The organism is Nocardiopsis sp. N85 (assembly GCF_028882275.1).
GTDB lineage: Bacteria > Actinomycetota > Actinomycetes > Streptosporangiales > Streptosporangiaceae > Nocardiopsis > Nocardiopsis lambiniae.
This window is the reverse complement of the sequence record NZ_JARBUT010000022.1, coordinates 1-16,490: the sequence shown is the minus strand read 5'-3', so window position 1 is coordinate 16,490 and position 16,490 is coordinate 1. Positions and strand designations below refer to the sequence as shown.

General features: G+C 69.2%; 16 protein-coding genes. 12 read left to right on the top strand and 4 right to left on the bottom strand.

All coding sequences use genetic code 11. The features are described 5' to 3' along the window. Nucleotides 1-37: 37 nt before the first annotated feature. The 7 genes from PWG71_RS23935 to PWG71_RS23905 all read left to right on the top strand — a co-directional run bounded on the left by PWG71_RS23935 (nt 38) and on the right by PWG71_RS23905 (nt 8,495). Nucleotides 38-547: an FHA domain-containing protein FhaB/FipA gene (locus PWG71_RS23935; RefSeq protein ID WP_446725089.1), complete on the top strand. Its 510-nt coding sequence runs from the start codon at nt 38-40 to the stop codon at nt 545-547. Further along, nucleotides 544-1,914 (top strand): Stp1/IreP family PP2C-type Ser/Thr phosphatase, encoded by a 1,371-nt coding sequence (locus tag PWG71_RS23930; protein ID WP_274812234.1) that lies wholly within the window; start codon nt 544-546, stop codon nt 1,912-1,914. Before PWG71_RS23935 ends, PWG71_RS23930 begins: the two co-directional genes overlap by 4 nt. Before the next feature lie 6 nt (nt 1,915-1,920). Continuing rightward, the gene (locus tag PWG71_RS23925) at nt 1,921-3,330 is read left to right on the top strand and encodes an FtsW/RodA/SpoVE family cell cycle protein (RefSeq protein ID WP_274812232.1); all 1,410 of its coding nucleotides are present in this window, start codon (nt 1,921-1,923) and stop codon (nt 3,328-3,330) included. Beyond that, a complete protein-coding gene (locus tag PWG71_RS23920) occupies nt 3,327-4,781 on the top strand; it encodes a peptidoglycan D,D-transpeptidase FtsI family protein (protein WP_274812230.1) in 1,455 nt (484 codons plus the stop codon). Before PWG71_RS23925 ends, PWG71_RS23920 begins: the two co-directional genes overlap by 4 nt. After that, nucleotides 4,781-6,238: a serine/threonine-protein kinase gene (locus PWG71_RS23915; RefSeq protein WP_274812228.1), complete on the top strand. Its 1,458-nt coding sequence runs from the start codon at nt 4,781-4,783 to the stop codon at nt 6,236-6,238. Before PWG71_RS23920 ends, PWG71_RS23915 begins: the two co-directional genes overlap by 1 nt. Before the next feature lie 65 nt (nt 6,239-6,303). After that, on the top strand, nt 6,304-8,106 hold the full coding sequence (gene pknB / locus PWG71_RS23910; RefSeq protein ID WP_274812227.1) for a Stk1 family PASTA domain-containing Ser/Thr kinase: 1,803 nt from the start codon (nt 6,304-6,306) through the stop codon (nt 8,104-8,106). A gap of 134 nt (nt 8,107-8,240) precedes the next feature. Further along, nucleotides 8,241-8,495 carry a cell division protein CrgA gene (locus tag PWG71_RS23905; RefSeq protein ID WP_274812226.1) on the top strand — a complete coding sequence of 85 codons (255 nt, stop codon included), beginning with the start codon at nt 8,241-8,243 and terminating at the stop codon, nt 8,493-8,495. A gap of 195 nt (nt 8,496-8,690) precedes the next feature. Here PWG71_RS23905 and PWG71_RS23900 read toward each other — a convergent pair whose 3' ends face one another. Continuing rightward, the gene (locus PWG71_RS23900; RefSeq protein WP_274812225.1) at nt 8,691-9,599 is read right to left on the bottom strand and encodes a rhomboid family intramembrane serine protease; all 909 of its coding nucleotides are present in this window, start codon (nt 9,597-9,599) and stop codon (nt 8,691-8,693) included. A 74-nt stretch (nt 9,600-9,673) separates the two neighbouring features. Then, the gene (locus PWG71_RS23895) at nt 9,674-10,198 is read right to left on the bottom strand and encodes a peptidylprolyl isomerase (protein WP_274812224.1); all 525 of its coding nucleotides are present in this window, start codon (nt 10,196-10,198) and stop codon (nt 9,674-9,676) included. A gap of 309 nt (nt 10,199-10,507) precedes the next feature. Between PWG71_RS23895 and PWG71_RS23890 the strand changes: the two genes are divergently transcribed. Further along, entirely contained in the window at nt 10,508-11,107 is a 600-nt protein-coding gene (locus tag PWG71_RS23890) for a hypothetical protein (protein ID WP_274812223.1), read from the top strand. Nucleotides 11,108-11,192: 85 nt separating this feature from the next. Here the strand turns inward: PWG71_RS23890 and PWG71_RS23885 are convergent, their stop codons facing one another. Next, nucleotides 11,193-11,810, bottom strand: coding sequence for a DUF1707 and DUF4870 domain-containing protein (locus PWG71_RS23885; RefSeq protein ID WP_274812222.1), 618 nt, complete (start codon nt 11,808-11,810; stop codon nt 11,193-11,195). A gap of 327 nt (nt 11,811-12,137) precedes the next feature. Further along, on the bottom strand, nt 12,138-12,470 hold the full coding sequence (locus PWG71_RS23880) for a WhiB family transcriptional regulator (protein ID WP_274812220.1): 333 nt from the start codon (nt 12,468-12,470) through the stop codon (nt 12,138-12,140). Between the two features lie 1,138 nt (nt 12,471-13,608). Between PWG71_RS23880 and PWG71_RS23875 the strand changes: the two genes are divergently transcribed. The 4 genes from PWG71_RS23875 to PWG71_RS23860 all read left to right on the top strand — a co-directional run bounded on the left by PWG71_RS23875 (nt 13,609) and on the right by PWG71_RS23860 (nt 16,276). Beyond that, nucleotides 13,609-14,001 (top strand): hypothetical protein, encoded by a 393-nt coding sequence (locus PWG71_RS23875; RefSeq protein ID WP_274812219.1) that lies wholly within the window; start codon nt 13,609-13,611, stop codon nt 13,999-14,001. Next, nucleotides 13,998-14,255: a hypothetical protein gene (locus tag PWG71_RS23870; protein ID WP_274812218.1), complete on the top strand. Its 258-nt coding sequence runs from the start codon at nt 13,998-14,000 to the stop codon at nt 14,253-14,255. Before PWG71_RS23875 ends, PWG71_RS23870 begins: the two co-directional genes overlap by 4 nt. After that, nucleotides 14,252-14,926 carry a DUF2637 domain-containing protein gene (locus tag PWG71_RS23865; RefSeq protein ID WP_274812217.1) on the top strand — a complete coding sequence of 225 codons (675 nt, stop codon included), beginning with the start codon at nt 14,252-14,254 and terminating at the stop codon, nt 14,924-14,926. The genes PWG71_RS23870 and PWG71_RS23865 overlap by 4 nt, the downstream gene beginning before the upstream one ends. A 129-nt stretch (nt 14,927-15,055) precedes the next feature. Further along, a complete protein-coding gene (locus tag PWG71_RS23860) occupies nt 15,056-16,276 on the top strand; it encodes a helix-turn-helix domain-containing protein (RefSeq protein WP_274812216.1) in 1,221 nt (406 codons plus the stop codon). The last annotated feature ends 214 nt before the right edge of the window (nt 16,277-16,490 follow it).

Sequence of the window (16,490 nt, the reverse complement as noted above, 5' to 3'; positions counted from 1 at the left end):
CCCGGCCGGAGCACGACAGGGGCTGAAGAGCAGTTCGATGTCCAACTTGACCCTCATACTGATCAAGATCGCGTATCTCGCGGTGCTTTGGCTGTTCATCCTCATGGCGATCGGCGTGGTCCGCACCGATCTCTTCGGCCCGTCCAAACGCAAGCCGAAGAAGAAGCCGCGCCCCGCGGCGCGCCCGGCCGCCTCGCGCGGCGGCGGGACCCCCTCGCACTCGGAGGCGGCCCGCCCCCCGCGTCCGCGACGGAACGATCCCACCGTCCTGGCCGTCACCCAGGGACCGCTGACGGGCACCACCGTCCCGCTCGGCGCCCAACCCATCCTCATCGGCCGCGCGCCCGACTCGACACTGGTCATCACCGATGACTACGCCTCGGGCCGACACGCGCGCGTCTACTCCGACAACGGCCGTTGGTTCGTCGAGGACCTCAAATCGACCAACGGCACCTACCTCGGCCAACAGAAGCTGAACCGCCCCCAGCCCATCACGGTGGGTCAGCCCATCCGTATCGGCAAGACCGTCCTGGAACTGCGCAAATGACAATCGCTCTCCGATACGCGGCGTACTCCGACGTAGGATGCCTCCGCGAAGGCAACGAAGACTCCGGTTACGCCGGCCAGCACCTCCTCGCGGTGGCGGACGGCATGGGCGGCTATGCGGGCGGCGAGGTGGCCAGCTCCATCGCGATCTCCTCGATCCGCCGCCTGGACGCCGAGGACCACCGGGCCGACGACATGGCCGAGGTGCTCCAGCAAGCCGTCGAACAGGCCAACGCCTCCCTCTCCCGGCGGATCATGGAGGAACCCCGCCTGGAGAACATGGGCACCACCCTGACCGCCATGCTGTGGTCGGGACCCCGGGTCGCCCTCATCCACATCGGCGACTCGCGCGCCTACCTGCTGCGGGGATCGCGCTTCGAGCAGATCACCCACGACCACACCCTGGTGCAGACCCTCGTCGACGAGGGCAAGATCACCGAGGAGGAGGTCGCCACCCACCCGCAGCGGTCCCTGATCCTGCGCGCGTTGGACGGCAAGAGCCCGGTCGACCCCGACATCTCCATCAGCGAGGCCAAGGTCGGCGACCGCTACCTGCTGTGCTCCGACGGACTGTCCGGTGTGGTCAGCAAGAAGACCATCCACGAGACGCTGGCGACCGAGGCCGACCCGCGCACCGCCGTCAAGAAGCTCATCGACCTGGCGATCCGCGGCGGAGGGCCGGACAACATCACGGCCGTCATCGCCGACGTGATCGAGACCGACACCGACCGCGAGGGGCCCACCCCCGCCTCCCAGCTGGTCGGCGCGGCCGACCAGCGCCGGGACGTGATGGAGCAGGGACAGGACACCCCGGCCCGACGGGCCCAGGAACTGCGCGCGGGCGGCGACACCGCCGAGATGGACCCCGTCCGCGACGAGCAGGACCCCGCGGGCTCTCCGGCCTATGCCGCCCCCTACGAGGAGTCCTACGACGGGTACGAGGAGCCGGCGGCCCCCCGCCGCCCCCGCGACGGTCAGCCGGCCGAGTACCGCACCAAGCGGTGGTGGCCGATGATCCTCGTCTTCGTGATCCTCGTCGGCATCGTGGCCGGCGCCGGCTACTACTTCGGCCGCCAGTACATCGACGGCCAGTACTACATCGGCCCGTCCGAGTCGGGCGAGACCGTCGCCATCTACCGCGGCATCGACACCGACCTCGCCGGGCTCAGCCTGTCGGAGCAGGTCGAGGACACCGAGATCCCGCTGGACTCGCTCACCGACGCGGACCGTCAGCTCATCAGCGGCAACGTTCCGGCCGATGACCTCGAAGACGCCCGAACGACGGTGGACGCGCTCCGCGAGAACGCGACGCCGGCACCGGGCGACGAGGGTGACGAGGAGACCGGGACAGAGGAAGGAAGCGGGTGAGGCCAGGTGAGTGACACGTCAGCACCCGAGGCCCCCACCGCGCTCCCCCCCGTCAAGCGGCGCAACGCCGAGCTCGTCCTCATCGTGGTGGCCGTGCTCATCACGATGATGGGCATCGCGATCGCCGGTCTCAACCTCAACGGTCGGGTCCCCGCCGCGACCTGGACCGTCGGCCTGACCTTCGGCGCCTTCGCCGTCGCCGCCCACGCGGCGATGCGGTTCGTGGCGCCCTACGCCGACCCGCTCATCCTGCCCTGCGCCCTGTTCCTCAACGGCATCGGCGTCGCCATGATCTGGCGGCTCAACGCGGTCGAGAGCGAGAACATCGAGAGCGCCGGCGTGGGCATGCAGTTGGTCTGGACCGCCCTCGGCCTGATCTTCTGCTTCCTCATCATCATCTTCCTGAAGGACCCCCGCGTCCTCCAGCGCTACACCTACGTCAGCGCCCTGATCGCGCTGGTGCTGCTGGCCCTGCCGGCCCTGCCGGTCATCGGCCACGAGGTGTACGGCGCCCGACTGTGGATCAAGATCGGCCCGATCACGTTCCAGCCGTCGGAGTTCGCGAAGATCGCGCTGGTCATCTTCCTGGCGTCGTATCTGATGAGCAAGCGCCAGGTGCTCCAGATCGTGGGCAAACCGATCAAGGTCGGCCGCTTCACCCTCATCGAACTGCCCCGCGCCCGTGACCTGGCGCCGATCCTGGTCGGCTGGCTGATCGCCATCGGCATGCTGGTCGTCCTGCGGGACCTGGGCACCTCGCTGCTGCTCTTCGGCACGTTCCTGGCGATGCTGTACGTCGCCACCCAGCGCTCCTCGTGGGTGACCCTGGGCCTGGTGATGTTCGCCGGCGGCGCGACCGTCGCCCACTTCCTGTTCTGGCACGTGCGCGCCCGCGTCAACATCTGGATCAACGCCTTCGACAACGACGTCTACGAGGCGGTCGGCGGCAGCCAGCAACTGGTGCAGGGCATCGTGGGCATGGCCTACGGCGGCCTGTTCGGCACCGGTCTGGGCGCCGGGCGGCCCACCGACATCTTCGCCGCCGACAGCGACTTCATCCTCGCCTCCATCGGTGAGGAACTGGGCGTGACCGGCCTGCTGGCCGTGCTCATGGCCCTGTTCCTGCTGGTGGAGCGTGGCATGCGGGTGGCACTGGCCTCCACCGGCACGTTCAACAAGCTCCTGGCCAGCGGTATGGCGTTCGTGCTGGTGTACCAGACCTTCATCGTGCTCGGCGGTGTCTCACGGGTCATTCCGCTGACCGGCTCGACCACACCGTTCATGTCCGCCGGCGGCACCGCCCTGCTGACCAGCTGGATCATGATGGGCATCCTCCTCCGCATCAGTGACAACGCACGACGACCGGCACCGCAGGCGATCCAGGACGAGGGCGCGACCCAGGTGATCCGACGATGAACACGACGATCCGCAGACTGAGCATCTTCTGTCTGTTCATGTTCCTGGTCCTCATGGTCAACGTCACCTGGATCCAGGGCCTCCAGGCCCCGGCCATCCTGGAGGACCCCCTCAACAAACGCCAGTTCGCCGAACAGATCAGCGCTCCGCGCGGTCCGATCCAGGCCGGCGGCGAGAACATCGCCTACTCCGAGAACATCGCGGAAGAGGGCAGGTCCCCCCGGTACCAGCGGATCTACGAGGGCGGTCAGATCTACACGCCGATCGTCGGCTCCTTCCGCAACTTCGGTGCCTCCGGTATCGAGGCCGTCACGGACGACCTGCTCAACGGCAGTGACGACCGGCTGGCGGTGCGCAACTTCCGCGACATGATCACCGGCCGCGACCCCGAGGGAGCCCAGGTACAGCTGACCCTGGTGCCCGAGGTCCAGCAGGCCGGCTACGACGCGTTCGCGGGGCTGGGCGGCAGGAACGGCGCGGCCGTCGCCCTCGACCCCAAGACCGGGGCGATCCTGGGCGCGATCTCCTACCCGTCCTACGACCCCACCCCGGTCGTGGACATCAACAACCCCGGCGACTCCACGGCCGCGTACGTCCAGCTGGAGAACGACCCGAACAAGCCGCTGCTGAACCGGGCGCTCAACGAGCGTTATCCCCCGGGTTCGACGTTCAAGGTGGTCACCGCCGCGGCGGTGATCGAGAACCTCGACGCCACGCCGGACAGCACCATCGCGGCCCCGGACCTGCTGGAGTTCCCGTCCGGCCCGCCGCTGCCCAACGCCATGGGAAGCTGCAACGGCGGCCAGCCCGACACCCTGGCCCACTCCATCCAGATCTCGTGCAACACCTCGTTCGCGAACTGGGCCATGGAGGTGGGCGGCCAAGCGCTCAGCGACCAGGCGACCGCGTTCGGGTTCAACCCGGAGGAGCAGCTCACGGTGCCGTTGTCGGTGGTCGACAGCTACGCCCCGGCCGAGCAGGACACGAGCATCCTGGGCCGCGCCGGCATCGGCCAGTCCAACGTGGAGTCCACCCCGTTGCAGATGGCGATGGTCGCCGCGGGTGTGGCCAACGGCGGCGAGGTCATGCGACCCTACGTTGTGGACTCGGTGCGCGACTCCGACCTGTCGGTGATCACCCAGACCTCCCCGGAGACCCACTCCCAGGCGGTCAGCGCGCGCACCGCGGACATGCTCACGGAGATGATGGTCCTGGTCACCACCCCGCCCGAGGGCGGCGGCACCAACGCCGCCATCCCCGGCATCGAGGTGGCAGGCAAGACGGGCACGGCCGAGAACGGCACCGACAAGACCCACAACTGGTTCATCGGTTTCGCTCCGGCGGACGACCCACAGATCGCGGTCGCCGTGGTGGTCGAGTTCGGCGGCGGCAGCGGCAACGAACTCGCGGCACCGGTCGCCAAGGCGTTGATGGAGGCAGTGGTTCTGTAGTGAGCACCTACGAACCGTCTTCTCAGAACGGTCCCGGCGGACTCGCCGGGACCGTTCTGAGCGACCGTTACCGACTCGAGGAGCAGATCGGCTCCGGCGGCATGGGCACGGTCTGGAAGGCCACCGACACCCTGCTGAACCGGCCGGTCGCCGTCAAGCTCCTCCACCCGTCACAGATGGCGGAGCCCACGGCGAGAGAGCGCTTCCGCACCGAGGGGCGGATCACGGCCGGACTCTCCCATCCCGGGATCGCCCAGGTCTTCGACTACGGGGAGGAGAACGGCCGGGCCTTCCTCATCATGGAGCTGGTGGTGGGCGAACCGCTCTCCCAGGTCCTCAAGGAACGCGGTGGCCTCACCCCGGACGAGACCCTCGACTTCATCGGCCAGGCGGCCCAGGCGCTGGCCGCCGCGCACGCGCGCGGCGTGGTGCACCGTGACATCAAGCCGGGCAACCTGCTGGTCACCGGCGACGGTCGGCTCAAGCTCACCGACTTCGGGATCGCCCGCGGCAACATGTCGGTCACCCTGACCCAGACCGGCATGGTCATGGGGACCGCCCAGTACATCTCCCCCGAACAGGCGTCGGGGCGGCCCGCGACGGCGGCGTCGGACCTGTACGCGCTCGGTGTGGTCGCCTACGAGTGTCTGGCCGGGGAGCCGCCGTTCACCGGTGACAGCCCGGTCGCGCTGGCGCTGGCGCACACCCGCGACGAACCGCCGCAACTACCGGAGCACGTCCCCCCGGACCTGGACGACCTGGTCTTCCTGCTGTTGTCGAAGGAACCCGAGGAACGGCCGGCCTCCGCGGGGGACGTGGCCCACATGGCCGCGATCATCCGCTCCGACGCGGGCACCGGGCCGCCCACCCCCTCCGCCGGGTTCAGCGGTGTCGCCGCCACCCGGGTGGTGGCGGCGGTCCCCGACTCCGGTCGGGGCACCGGGGCCTACGCCCGACGGACCACGGGGCAACAGACCGTAAGCCCTGGTAGGGAAGGCGACTCCGCTAGGCTGGACTCGCAGCGGAAGATCGGCCTGCCGGTGATCCTCGCCGCGATCGGCGCGACGGTCCTGATCGTCGCGGCCGTCCTGGGCGGCTTCTTCCTCAGCGGCGGCTCCTCCGACGGGGCCGACAACGTACGAGACGTGACCACGCCTCCGGCGACCGTGGAGGACGTCACCCCCCGTCCCTCCGAAGAGGACACGGAAGACGTGCCCATCGAGGCGCCCGTCGTACCCGAGTACACGCCCGAACGGCAACCGAGCGTTCCCACGGAGACCCCCAGCCCGGACCCCGAACCCAGCGATGGGGAGACGGACCCCGAACCCGAGCCGGGTGACGGCGACTCCGAGGGTCCCGGCGAGGGGACCGACCCCGTGACGCCTCCCGACGAGGAGGACCCCCCTCCCGGTGGCGGCGGTGACAACGGCGACAACGACATCGTGACGAGGCAATGAGCGAAAGACGCTCTGAATAGAAGGTCCGCACGCGGGCCCGGTGAGAACAAGGATCAGTACACGACATGTCCCAACCCCGGCTCTTCGGCGGGCGCTACGAACTCGACGCTACCGTCGGGCGCGGCGGCATGGCCGAGGTCTACCGCGCGCGCGACCTGAGACTCGACCGCCTCGTCGCGGTCAAGACCCTCAGGCACGACCTGGCCCGCGATCACGTGTTCCAGGCCCGGTTCCGACGGGAGGCGCAGTCCGCCGCCTCCCTGAACCACCCCGCGATCATCGCCGTCTACGACACCGGCGAGGACATGATCGACGGGCTCTCGATCCCGTACATCGTCATGGAGTACGTGGACGGTCGGACCCTCAAGGAACTCCTCGACGACGACCGCAAGCTCCTGCCCGAGCGCTCCGCCGAACTCGTCGACGGCATCCTCAAGGCGCTGGAGTACAGCCACGACAACGGGATCGTCCACCGGGACATCAAGCCCGCCAACGTGATGCTGACCCGCAACGCCGAGGTCAAGGTCATGGACTTCGGCATCGCCCGGTCCATGGACGACAATCAGGCGACCATGACCCAGACCTCGCAGGTCATCGGTACCGCCCAGTACCTGTCACCGGAACAGGCCCGCGGTGAGCGGGTGGACCCGCGCAGCGACATCTACTCGACCGGGTGCGTGCTCTACGAACTGCTGACCGGCCGGCCCCCCTTCACCGGCGACTCCCCGGTGTCCATCGCCTACCAGCACGTCCGCGAGGAGCCGGTGCCGCCGTCCGAGGTGGACCCGCAGGTGCCGGAGTGGCTGGAGGACATCACCCTGCGGGCGATGGCCAAGGACAGGGACCAGCGGTACCAGAGCTCGGCGGAGATGCGCGCCGACATCCAGCGCGGTCTGGCCGGCATGCCCACGCAGGCGGGCACCATGGCGATGGCGGCGGCCGGGGCGACGACGATGCTGCCGCCCGCCGACGACCGCTATGACGACCGGTACGACGACGACTACGACGACTACGAGGACCAGAAGAAGAACAACGCGGGCAAGATCGCGCTGTGGGCCCTCCTGGGGATCGGCGTGCTCGCCTCCATCGTCCTGGTGTTCTGGTTGCTCAACCGGGGCCCGGGGGAGGCGGAGCAGGAGGCCGTTCCGGACGTGGTCGGCTCCACGGTCGAGGAGGCCCGCGCGGACCTGGAGGCTCTCGGATTCGACAACGTCAGCGAGGAACAGCGCGCCGATTCCGAGGCCGAGGCGGGCACGGTCGTGGAGACCGATCCCGAAGCGGGCAGCGAGATCGCCGTGACCGAGCAGATCGTCCTCTATGTCTCCAGCGGGCCCGACGCGCGGGAGATCCCCTCGGTGGAGGGGCAGAGCGAGGCCGACGCCCGCAGCACGCTCGGCGAGGCGGGCTTCGAGAACATCTCCTCCGAGCAGCAGTCGCACGCGAGCATCGCGTCCGGGCAGGCGATCGGCACCGACCCGTCCGCCGGAGACGCGGTCGCCCCGGACACCGAGATCACGCTGTACGTCTCCAGCGGGCCGCAACAGGTGGAGGTCCCCGACCTCCAGGGGATGACCCGCGACCAGGCCCAATCCGCCCTCGACCAGCGTGGTCTGGTGGCCTCGTTCCACGAGGTGGAGGACGCGTCCGCACCTCCGAACACGGTCACCGCCCAGTCCATCCAGAGCGGCCAACAGGTCGACCCGGGCACCACGGTGACGGTGACGGTGGCGATCGCCCCGGCCCAGCCCGATCCGCCGACGGATCCCGAGCCGCAGGACCCGCCGCCGGACACCGGGGAACCGACCGACCCCGAGGAACCGGAGACGGAACTGGACGGACTCGTGTTCGGACCGGGCCGGCAGGACTGACACGTGAGCGGGGCCGCCCCTGGAGGGGCGGCCCCGTCGCCGTTGTGCCCGCCCCTGGGGTGACACCGCGGTCCCTCCTGGGCGTAGACTGTGTTTCCGTTCTGACCGGCCCCACCCGTACTGGAGCAGCGACCGTGCCCAAGTCCCGCAACGATCGCAAGAAGAAGGTCGTTTACACACCGCCTCCTTCGAAGGAGAAGCCCAAGGTCAGCCCGCGTTGGCTGGTGCCGACCATGCTGGGCTTCTTCATCCTGGGCATCCTGTGGATCGCGGTCTTCTACATCGCGGGTCAGTACGTGCCCTACATGCAGGACCTGGGCAACTGGAACCTCGCCGTCGGCTTCGCCGGCATCATCGTGGCCATCGTCCTGGCCACCCGCTGGCACTGACCCCCCGCGCCGGGCACGACGCCCCGGCCGCGCCGATCCCCGCAGGGGCCGGCGCCACCGCGATCGTCACCGGGTCGCCCGCGCGGGTGGGCGGCCCTCATCACGACGCCCCGCGACCGGGCCGGTCCGCGGCCGTGAACACTCGACGAAGGCCCCCGAGGGCGACCTCGGGGGCCTTCGTCGTGGCCGGATCCGTCAGGAGCCGTACAGAGCGGTGAGCAGCACCGGTGACGTGTACACCAGGGCCACGAGCACCACTCCCAGCACCACCATCGCCCCGATGTGGACGAGGCCCCTGGTGCTCGGGGAGGCGGACCGTCCGGGCAGATGGGCGAAGACCGCGCCCAGCAGCGCCCCGACGACCAGACCTCCGATGTGGGCGGTCCAGGAGATCCCCGGGAACAGGAACGTGATGACGAGGTTGATCCCGAGCAGGATCGCGATCATCCGCACGTCCAGACCGAGCCTGCGCCCGATCACGAACACCGCGCCGAAGAGCGCGAAGATCGCCCCCGAGGCGCCGATGGCCAGTGTCTGCGGCGCCGCCAACAGGGTCAGCACCGAACCGCCGAGCGCGCCCAGGACCCACAGGGTCAGGAAGCGGCCGTGGCCCAGCCACCGTTCCAGCTGCGGCCCGAGGACGTACATGGCCCACCCGTTGAACAGGATGTGCCACAGGCTCCCGTGCAGGAAGGCGGAGGTGATGAGCCGGTACCACTCATCGCGGAACGCCACCCCTCCGCCCCACATGCCCAACTCCCGCACCAGGGAAGAATCCCAGGCGTTCAGCGGCGAGGACGCCGTGAGCATCTGGGCGACGTAGCCGACGCCCATCAGTCCGAGGATCGCCCAGGTGACGTAGGGCGCGTTGATGGTCCCGCCCCCGAAGGGGGTACGGGTCCGGCGCACCGCACGATTGCCCTCCGCCACGCAGTCGGGGCAGTGCTGCCCCACCGACGCCGTCACCATGCAGTCCGGGCAGATGGGCCGGTCGCACCGGCTGCACCCCAGCCGTGTCACCCGGTCCGGGTGCCGGTAGCAGGTGCGTCGGGCGGGCGGCTCCGGCTCTGGAACCGCCCCTGACGGCGGTGGCGAGGCGGTCATGGGCGGGGGCTTCCTCCTGTGCTCGGCGTTCTCATCGGTCTTCCCAGCGGCTCCTCGTCGCTTCCCGCCGTGTACTAGCGGGTGATCTCGATGCTGTTGATCACCACGTCCTCACGGGGACGGTCCTGGGCGTCGGTGGCCATCCGGGAGATGGCCTGGACGATGTCGTCGCCCTCGACGACCTCACCGAAGATGGTGTGGCGGCCGTCGAGCCAGTGCGGCTTCTCGACGGTGATGAAGAACTGGGAGCCGTTGGTGCCCGGACCGGCGTTGGCCATGGCCAGCAGGAAGGGGCGGTCGAAGCGCAGCTTCGGGTGGAACTCGTCCTTGAAGGTGTAGCCGGGGCCGCCGCGACCCGTGCCGAGCGGGTCACCGCCCTGGATCATGAAGCCCTCGATGACACGGTGGAAGACCGTGCCCTCGTACAGGCTGCCGCTGCCGGGCTTGCCCGTGGCGGGGTCCATCCACTGCTTGGAGCCATCGGCCAGGCCGATGAAGTTGGCGACCGTCTCGGGCGCCTCCTCCTCGAAGAGCCGGATGACGATGGTTCCCTTGGAGGTGTTCAGCCGCGCGGTGGGCTGACCCGTGGAGTCCGACACCTGAGTGCCTTTCGGTCGACTTCGTTGACGTGATCACGTTACCCGTCCGACACGCGGACTTCGGCGTAACCCGGCGAGACCGGGGCAAACGCACTTCACGTCCCGGTACGTCCGACTCTCGCCCCGGATGCGGGCTCACCCTGTCGGCGGTGTCGAAGCACAGATCGCCGACTCAGAGGACGTATGTTGAGATAACACCCGGATAACGGGGAAGGAGGACGGGAGACCCGGACGCGAGTCGTCGGTACACCCGTCGTCCGTTCCGGGTGAGATCGCATGAATCGGTGAACGACCGAAGGAGCTGACGACGTGCCTATCACTGCAAAGCGCCGCAAGGCCCGCAAGGAGGCCGAGGCGGCCCTCGCTCGCCTTCAGGGCCTGGCGAAGGACAGGGCCGACCGGATCGGCCCGTACGCGGACCAGGCTCGGGAACAGGCGGCACGCACGCTCCTCCAGGCCCGCGGTTGGACCGCGCCCCGGCTGGAGAACGCGGCCCTGCGAGTCGAGGACACCGTGGCACCCCGGGTCGCCGGGCTGCTCACGGCCGCGGCCCAGCGGGTCGATCCCGTTCCGGCCCGACGCGGACTGCGCCTCGGCGGACGTCGCGTCCCCCGCGGCGTCCTGATCGGGGGAGCCGCCCTGGCGGGCGGTGTGCTCGTGTACTCGCTGATCCGGATGCGTCAGGCATCCCAGGACGCCGAGTGGCAGGAGCACCTGGACCAGGCTCGGGAGCAGGTCAGGGAGACCCGCGAGAACCTGGAGGAGAAGGTCTCGAAGACGGCCGACAAGGCGGCGGACAAGGTCGAGAAGACCGCCGACGCCGCCAAGGAGAAGGCTCAGGACGCCAAGGAGACGGTGAAGACCGCCTCCGGCGACCGCTCGAAGGAGAACGGTCGTCCCGGGCGTTGACGAAGCGATGAGCGCCGGGTGCGGACGATGAGGTCCCGCCCGCGCTCCTCCCCCTCTCCCCTGAGGGTCTACTCCGCGGACGCGCTCAGTCGTCCTTGAGGATGCGGAACCTGTCGGGCATCGGGTAACGCCAGTCCTTCCCCATCAGGGAGGCGATGGTACCGATGGCCGGCAGGATCGCCCACCCGAGGACGATGAACAGCAGCATGAACGCCGGTACCACCAGCCAGATCAACAGCAGGCTGACGACCGAGCCGATGAGGCAGGCCAGCTGGAAGTTGAGCGATTCCATCGCCTGGCGCCGGATGTAGGGCGAGACCTGGTCCCCGATCAGGAACAGCAGCAACGGTGTGACGATCGGGAAGAAGTAGTTCCCCGCGTGGCCGACCCCGGCCACGACGCGCTCCACCGCGGTGCTCTCGATCGGGTCGCCCGCCTTGGCGGCACCGGAGACGGGCCCCGCGGTGCGACCGTTCGAAGAGAAACCCAGATCCTGGGTGAGGGGTTCGAGGTCTGCGCCGTACTTGGCGCGCATCGCCTGGTCGAGGCGCTCCTCGAACTCGTCCTCGTCGAGCTGTCCCTGACTGTAGGCCTCACGGAGCACCTCGGCGACGGCGTCCCGATCGGTGTGGGTCAAGCGGATCTGTGGCCGGGGGCGCTCCCAGGCGCGCCTCACCGGGTATTGAGGATCCTGCACGGCCATTTCCCTCTTCCCCCGCACGTCGGGAGTGCGACCGTACGGTCGCACTCCCTCCATGATGGGCGATGGGCGGCGGTTACGGTATCGGGATCGTCCCTGATCCTCCCCTGATCCGCCCCTCCTCCTCAGGTCGGATCGTCGGCCCCCGGACCCCCCGACCTTCGTCGGTGCGCGTACCGGGTCGACCGGTTGTCGCGGGGCCGTGACCCCCTGGTGCGCGATCGCGCCCGCCGAGGCTCTCCCCTCCTCGGCCGTGCCACCGTCCCGGACGACGTGCGCACCCCCGCGCGGGGCGCGCCCTCTCCCATGCCCGGGCGGCCGCACGTCCCCCTAGCTGTGGGCGACGACCGGCGTCGACGCGCCGTGGGCGGGCTCCTGCCGATCCCGCTTCTCCTCATAGCGGCGTTCGGCGCTGGTCAACAGGTCGTACCAACTGGTGACGTCCTTGCGGCGGCGCAGAAGGGCGCGCCGTTCGCGCTCGGTCATGCCTCCCCAGACACCGAACTCGATGCGGCTGTCCAAAGCCTCGGCGAGGCACTGGGTACGGACCGGGCAGCCCCGGCAGATCAATTTGGCGCGGTTCTGCGCCGCCCCCTGGACGAACAGGGCGTCCGGATCGATCTCCCGGCATTTGGCACGGGCCGCCATCTTCTCATTCCACATGTTGCCCCACTCCCAAGATCAGCATGTGTGGTGATCGGACCCACCGGCAGACATCGCCGGCGGGGAAGGAGGACGCGGGCCGAATCCGAGGACGGGAACAGGCTCGGGCGGGGGGCCGCCCGACCCGGCTTCGGGGGTCGATCGTTTCGGCGCGCTGCCTTCCTTGTTGTCGCTGGTGTCGAAACTACGGATCGTCTCAGTTCACCAACAGACCCCAACTGGCCTATTTCTCATATGGCCCAGTAGGACCATTGCACCTAGATGGAGTGTCATCATACACACACGGAGAGTTACACCACATCAGAGAAGGGGTCAGTCGTGACCCTAGCGAAACGCACCCGGGCGACTATTCCGCAATAAGCCGGATGACCTGCGGTTTCATCTCGGCCCACGAGCGACCCTCGCGGACCGGACGGACGTCACCGAAGTGGGTCACTCGGCCCCGACCTCACCCGAACGGACTATGTGACCACCCATGGCACACACGCTCCGCAACCCCACAGGACGCCCATTTCGCGCAGGGAGCGGATCACCCTTCCCTACTGATTAGTAACAGAAACAGTTCGTCGCACTTTGCGCTCGAAGTCCTTATTCCATCTGGTCACAGGTCCCCAACTCGCATTTTCCGTGCTTATCCGCCAAAAGGTCGAATACCACCGAATGGGATCGTAGGGGGTTCGGAGTGAACACGTGTCCCCCCGGCACCATCAGGTCGGGCCGAAAGTCATCGGGGAAGCCGGCGGCCTCGTCGATCCGGGCGCGGCCCTGGTCGGCCGCCGAGAGGGAACCACACGCCTCGGCGGGCGCGAGGTCCGGGCGTCAGGCCCCGGGAACGCGAAACGGGGACCCCCCGAAGGGAGTCCCCGTCACGTTCTCGATCTGCGCGTATCCGCAGTGGAGCCAAGGGGAGTCGAACCCCTGACCTCCGGTATGCAAATCTCGCGCAAGCGGATTTACCACCTGCAACAACACGGAATGGCAGCGGTCTACCTGCGAAAACTCGCACTCCCATATACCGCGTCATCCCCGGCTGTACCGCTGTCATCCGTACTAAATGCGTACCGGAAACAGGGGCGCCCGATCAGGTCTGCTCACCTGGTCGGGCGCAGCGGCCGGGCCTCCTGAGAAGGCCCAAGCCATGAACCACGTTACCCCCGCCCACAACGGCACCCCCGTGGCCAACGACGTGCCGCTGTCCATCACCACCGCCCAACTCCCGCCCGGCGACGTCCTCCGCGCCTACACGATCCCCGGCGTCCCCGGCCGCGTTCACCACCTGGTCGTGGTCAACGACGGCACGACCGTTGCCGCGTTCACCCGCGCGTGCCGTCACCTTGCCGCGCCGGTCCGCTCCCTGGCGTTCGCCGCCCTGGGCGTGCCCGACCCCGACACCGACCCCGCCGGACACGAGGTGGCCCGGTGGTGGGCGCCCGGACAGCCGTTCACCCTCGACACCGTGGTCGAGATCGAGCGTGCCGGACGCCTTGCCGTCTGGCCGCACCACGGCACGTTCACGGCGGTGACCCGATGAGCCACCCCACCAACGGCAACCCCGCACAGGAAACGGCCGGGCTGCGCGCCCTGCTCGACGCCGTCCACGACGCGCTCGACGTCCCTGCGGGTGCCTGCCCCACCATGGCGGAGACACGCGAACTCACCCGCGATCGGGTCCAGGCCGTGAAGGTCGCGATCGGCGACCCGGGAGACCCTGCCGAGCGCGCCGTTTGGCTGCGCCGCTACGTGGCCGAGCACATGCCGCTGCCCGCCCGTGAGGTGACCCGGTGAGGGGCGGGAACGGTGTCGCGTGGTTGGCGTTCGTGACCGGCGCCGTGGTGTCCGTGGGCGCGAACGTCCTGCACGCCCTCGATGGCGAAGGTCCGGTCGAGGCTGGGCAGGTCATCGCGTCCGGGTGGGCGCCCGTCGCCCTCCTCCTCGTCGCCGAGTTGGTCGCCCGCGCCCGCAACGCCGGGCCGTGGTGGATCGTCGCCCTGCGCTGGATCGGCACGGGTGTGGTGGCCACGGTGGCGGCGGTGGTGTCCTACGGGCACATGCGGGACCTGTTGCTGTCCTACGGCGAAACGGCGTTGGTGGCGCACCTGTTGCCGCTGTCCGTCGACGGCCTGTTGTTGGTCGCCTCGCTGGCGCTCGCCGTGCCGAAGGACGACGGCAAGGCGCCCGCGCCGGGCGGGGAGGGGCGGCCGGTGGCCGTACCGGGGCGTGCCGCCCTCGTGCCGACCGTGGGAGCCGACGACGGTCGGGCGGTGGTGACGGTGCCGCTCGACGACGCCCAGGGCGACGACGGCGACGCTCCCGGGGACGACAGGGCGGCGGCCCGGCAGGCGTTCCGTGCCGCTCTTGCCGTCGGGGAGCGGTTGACCGGCCGGGAGCTTGCCGCGCGGTTCGGTAAGTCGGAGCGGTGGGGGCGCGACCGCATCCGGGAGTGCGCGGCCGGGTGACGCCCATGACGTGAACGGGGCCGGTCCCTCTCCAGGGGCCGGCCCTTTTGCCGTCCCCGGATTCCTCCTGACAAAGAGGAAAGCCCCGACCTACCCTGAGAGTGCGACCAATCAAGGAAAGGCGGGGCCATGCCTCTACAGGATACCTCCGTAGCCGATCGGCTCATAGAACTCCGTCGGCGACGCGGTCTCACCCAAGAAGGGCTTGCGGAACAGGCCGGAATCAGCGTCGGCGTCATCCGCAAGATCGAGCAAGGCGGCACGGCCCGGATCGAGAACTATCACCGCATCGCCCGGACCCTGGGCGTGCGCACGGTGTGGTTCATGACCCCCGAAGCGCCGGCCCCGCGGGTCGACGACCAGCGAGACGCCGTGCTCGCCGACATCCGGTCCGCCGTCAATCCGCCGTTGGGGTTGCGGGGCCGCCTCTACCCCGACGACGACGTGCCCCCGAACCTGGGGTTGTTGGAGCGCGCCGTGTCGTCCGTGGCGGCTCACTACCAAGCCGACCGGTACGACGACGTGGCGCGGCTGTCCCCCGCTCTCGTGCGGTCCGCTCACGCCCACGTGGCCCTGTTGGAGGGCTCCGAGAAGACAGAGGCGATCCGGCTTCGCGCGGACGCTCTCCAGTTGACCGCGCGCTACCTGATCCAGATTCGAGAGCACGACCTGTCCCTCATCGCCCTTCGGGACGCGCTCACCGACGCTCTCACCGTGGGGGACCAGGCGCTTGCCGCGGCGTGCATCGGCGAACAGGGGTGGGCGCTCATGCGGCAAGGCCGGTTCGATGACGTGGAACGCCTGTGCGCGGACACCGCCGATGCGCTGGAACCCTCGAAGCTTTCCAAGGCCGGCAAGGACATCGTGGCGGCCTGGGGGTACATCCTCATGCGCGCTGGCGCCGCGGCCGTCCGCAACAACCGCCCTGACGAGGCCCGGGAGTACCAGGCCCTCGCGCAGACCGCGGGGGAGTTGGTCGGCGACGAGATCGCGACAGCGGGGCACATGCGGTTCGGCCGGGCGACGGCGCTGATGAACGGCATGCAGAATGAGTTGATCGCGGACCGGCCGGACCGGGCGTTAGAGATCGTCGAGGAGATCCGGCCGCGACAGGGGCAGACCACGGCGAACACGCAACAGCGGTACGCGCTCGACCAGGCGGCGGCTCACCTCCGGTTGCGCAACGTCGACCGGACCACAGAGATCATGCTTGGGTTGAAAAGCCGTGCGCCGTCGTGGTTCCGGCAGCAGCAGGCGGCCCGGGACATTGCCGAGGACCTGTTGGAACAGGCCAAGAGGATGCCCAGCAGCGAACACCGGGAGGTCGCTGAGTTCCTCGGTGTGGCCTGAACAGTAGGGGTACTACGTAGCGTGGCAGTTCTGGGGCTGTGGCCCGGGAACTGTCATGTTCTGTGTCTGTAGCGGTCGCCACACCATCCGTAGCGTCGTCATCACCACGACTTCCCCCTGAGGTGAGCGATGATGATCGACCAGCACGCCCGAGAGCGTGCGGCCCTGCACGGGCACCCGTCCGCTATCGAGATCATCGCGGCCGACTACCCCG

What these genes read in the sequence shown, in the direction of transcription:
- PWG71_RS23875 (WP_274812219.1), top strand. Translation starts at nt 13,609, where the DNA reads ATGAACCACGTTACCCCCGCCCACAACGGCACCCCCGTGGCCAACGAC.
- PWG71_RS23935 (WP_446725089.1), top strand. Translation starts at nt 38, where the DNA reads ATGTCCAACTTGACCCTCATACTGATCAAGATCGCGTATCTCGCGGTG.
- PWG71_RS23900 (WP_274812225.1), bottom strand. Translation starts at nt 9,599, where the DNA reads ATGACCGCCTCGCCACCGCCGTCAGGGGCGGTTCCAGAGCCGGAGCCG.
- pknB (WP_274812227.1), top strand. Translation starts at nt 6,304, where the DNA reads ATGTCCCAACCCCGGCTCTTCGGCGGGCGCTACGAACTCGACGCTACC.
- PWG71_RS23880 (WP_274812220.1), bottom strand. Translation starts at nt 12,470, where the DNA reads ATGTGGAATGAGAAGATGGCGGCCCGTGCCAAATGCCGGGAGATCGAT.
- PWG71_RS23885 (WP_274812222.1), bottom strand. Translation starts at nt 11,810, where the DNA reads ATGGCCGTGCAGGATCCTCAATACCCGGTGAGGCGCGCCTGGGAGCGC.
- PWG71_RS23870 (WP_274812218.1), top strand. Translation starts at nt 13,998, where the DNA reads ATGAGCCACCCCACCAACGGCAACCCCGCACAGGAAACGGCCGGGCTG.
- PWG71_RS23860 (WP_274812216.1), top strand. Translation starts at nt 15,056, where the DNA reads ATGCCTCTACAGGATACCTCCGTAGCCGATCGGCTCATAGAACTCCGT.
- PWG71_RS23920 (WP_274812230.1), top strand. Translation starts at nt 3,327, where the DNA reads ATGAACACGACGATCCGCAGACTGAGCATCTTCTGTCTGTTCATGTTC.
- PWG71_RS23930 (WP_274812234.1), top strand. Translation starts at nt 544, where the DNA reads ATGACAATCGCTCTCCGATACGCGGCGTACTCCGACGTAGGATGCCTC.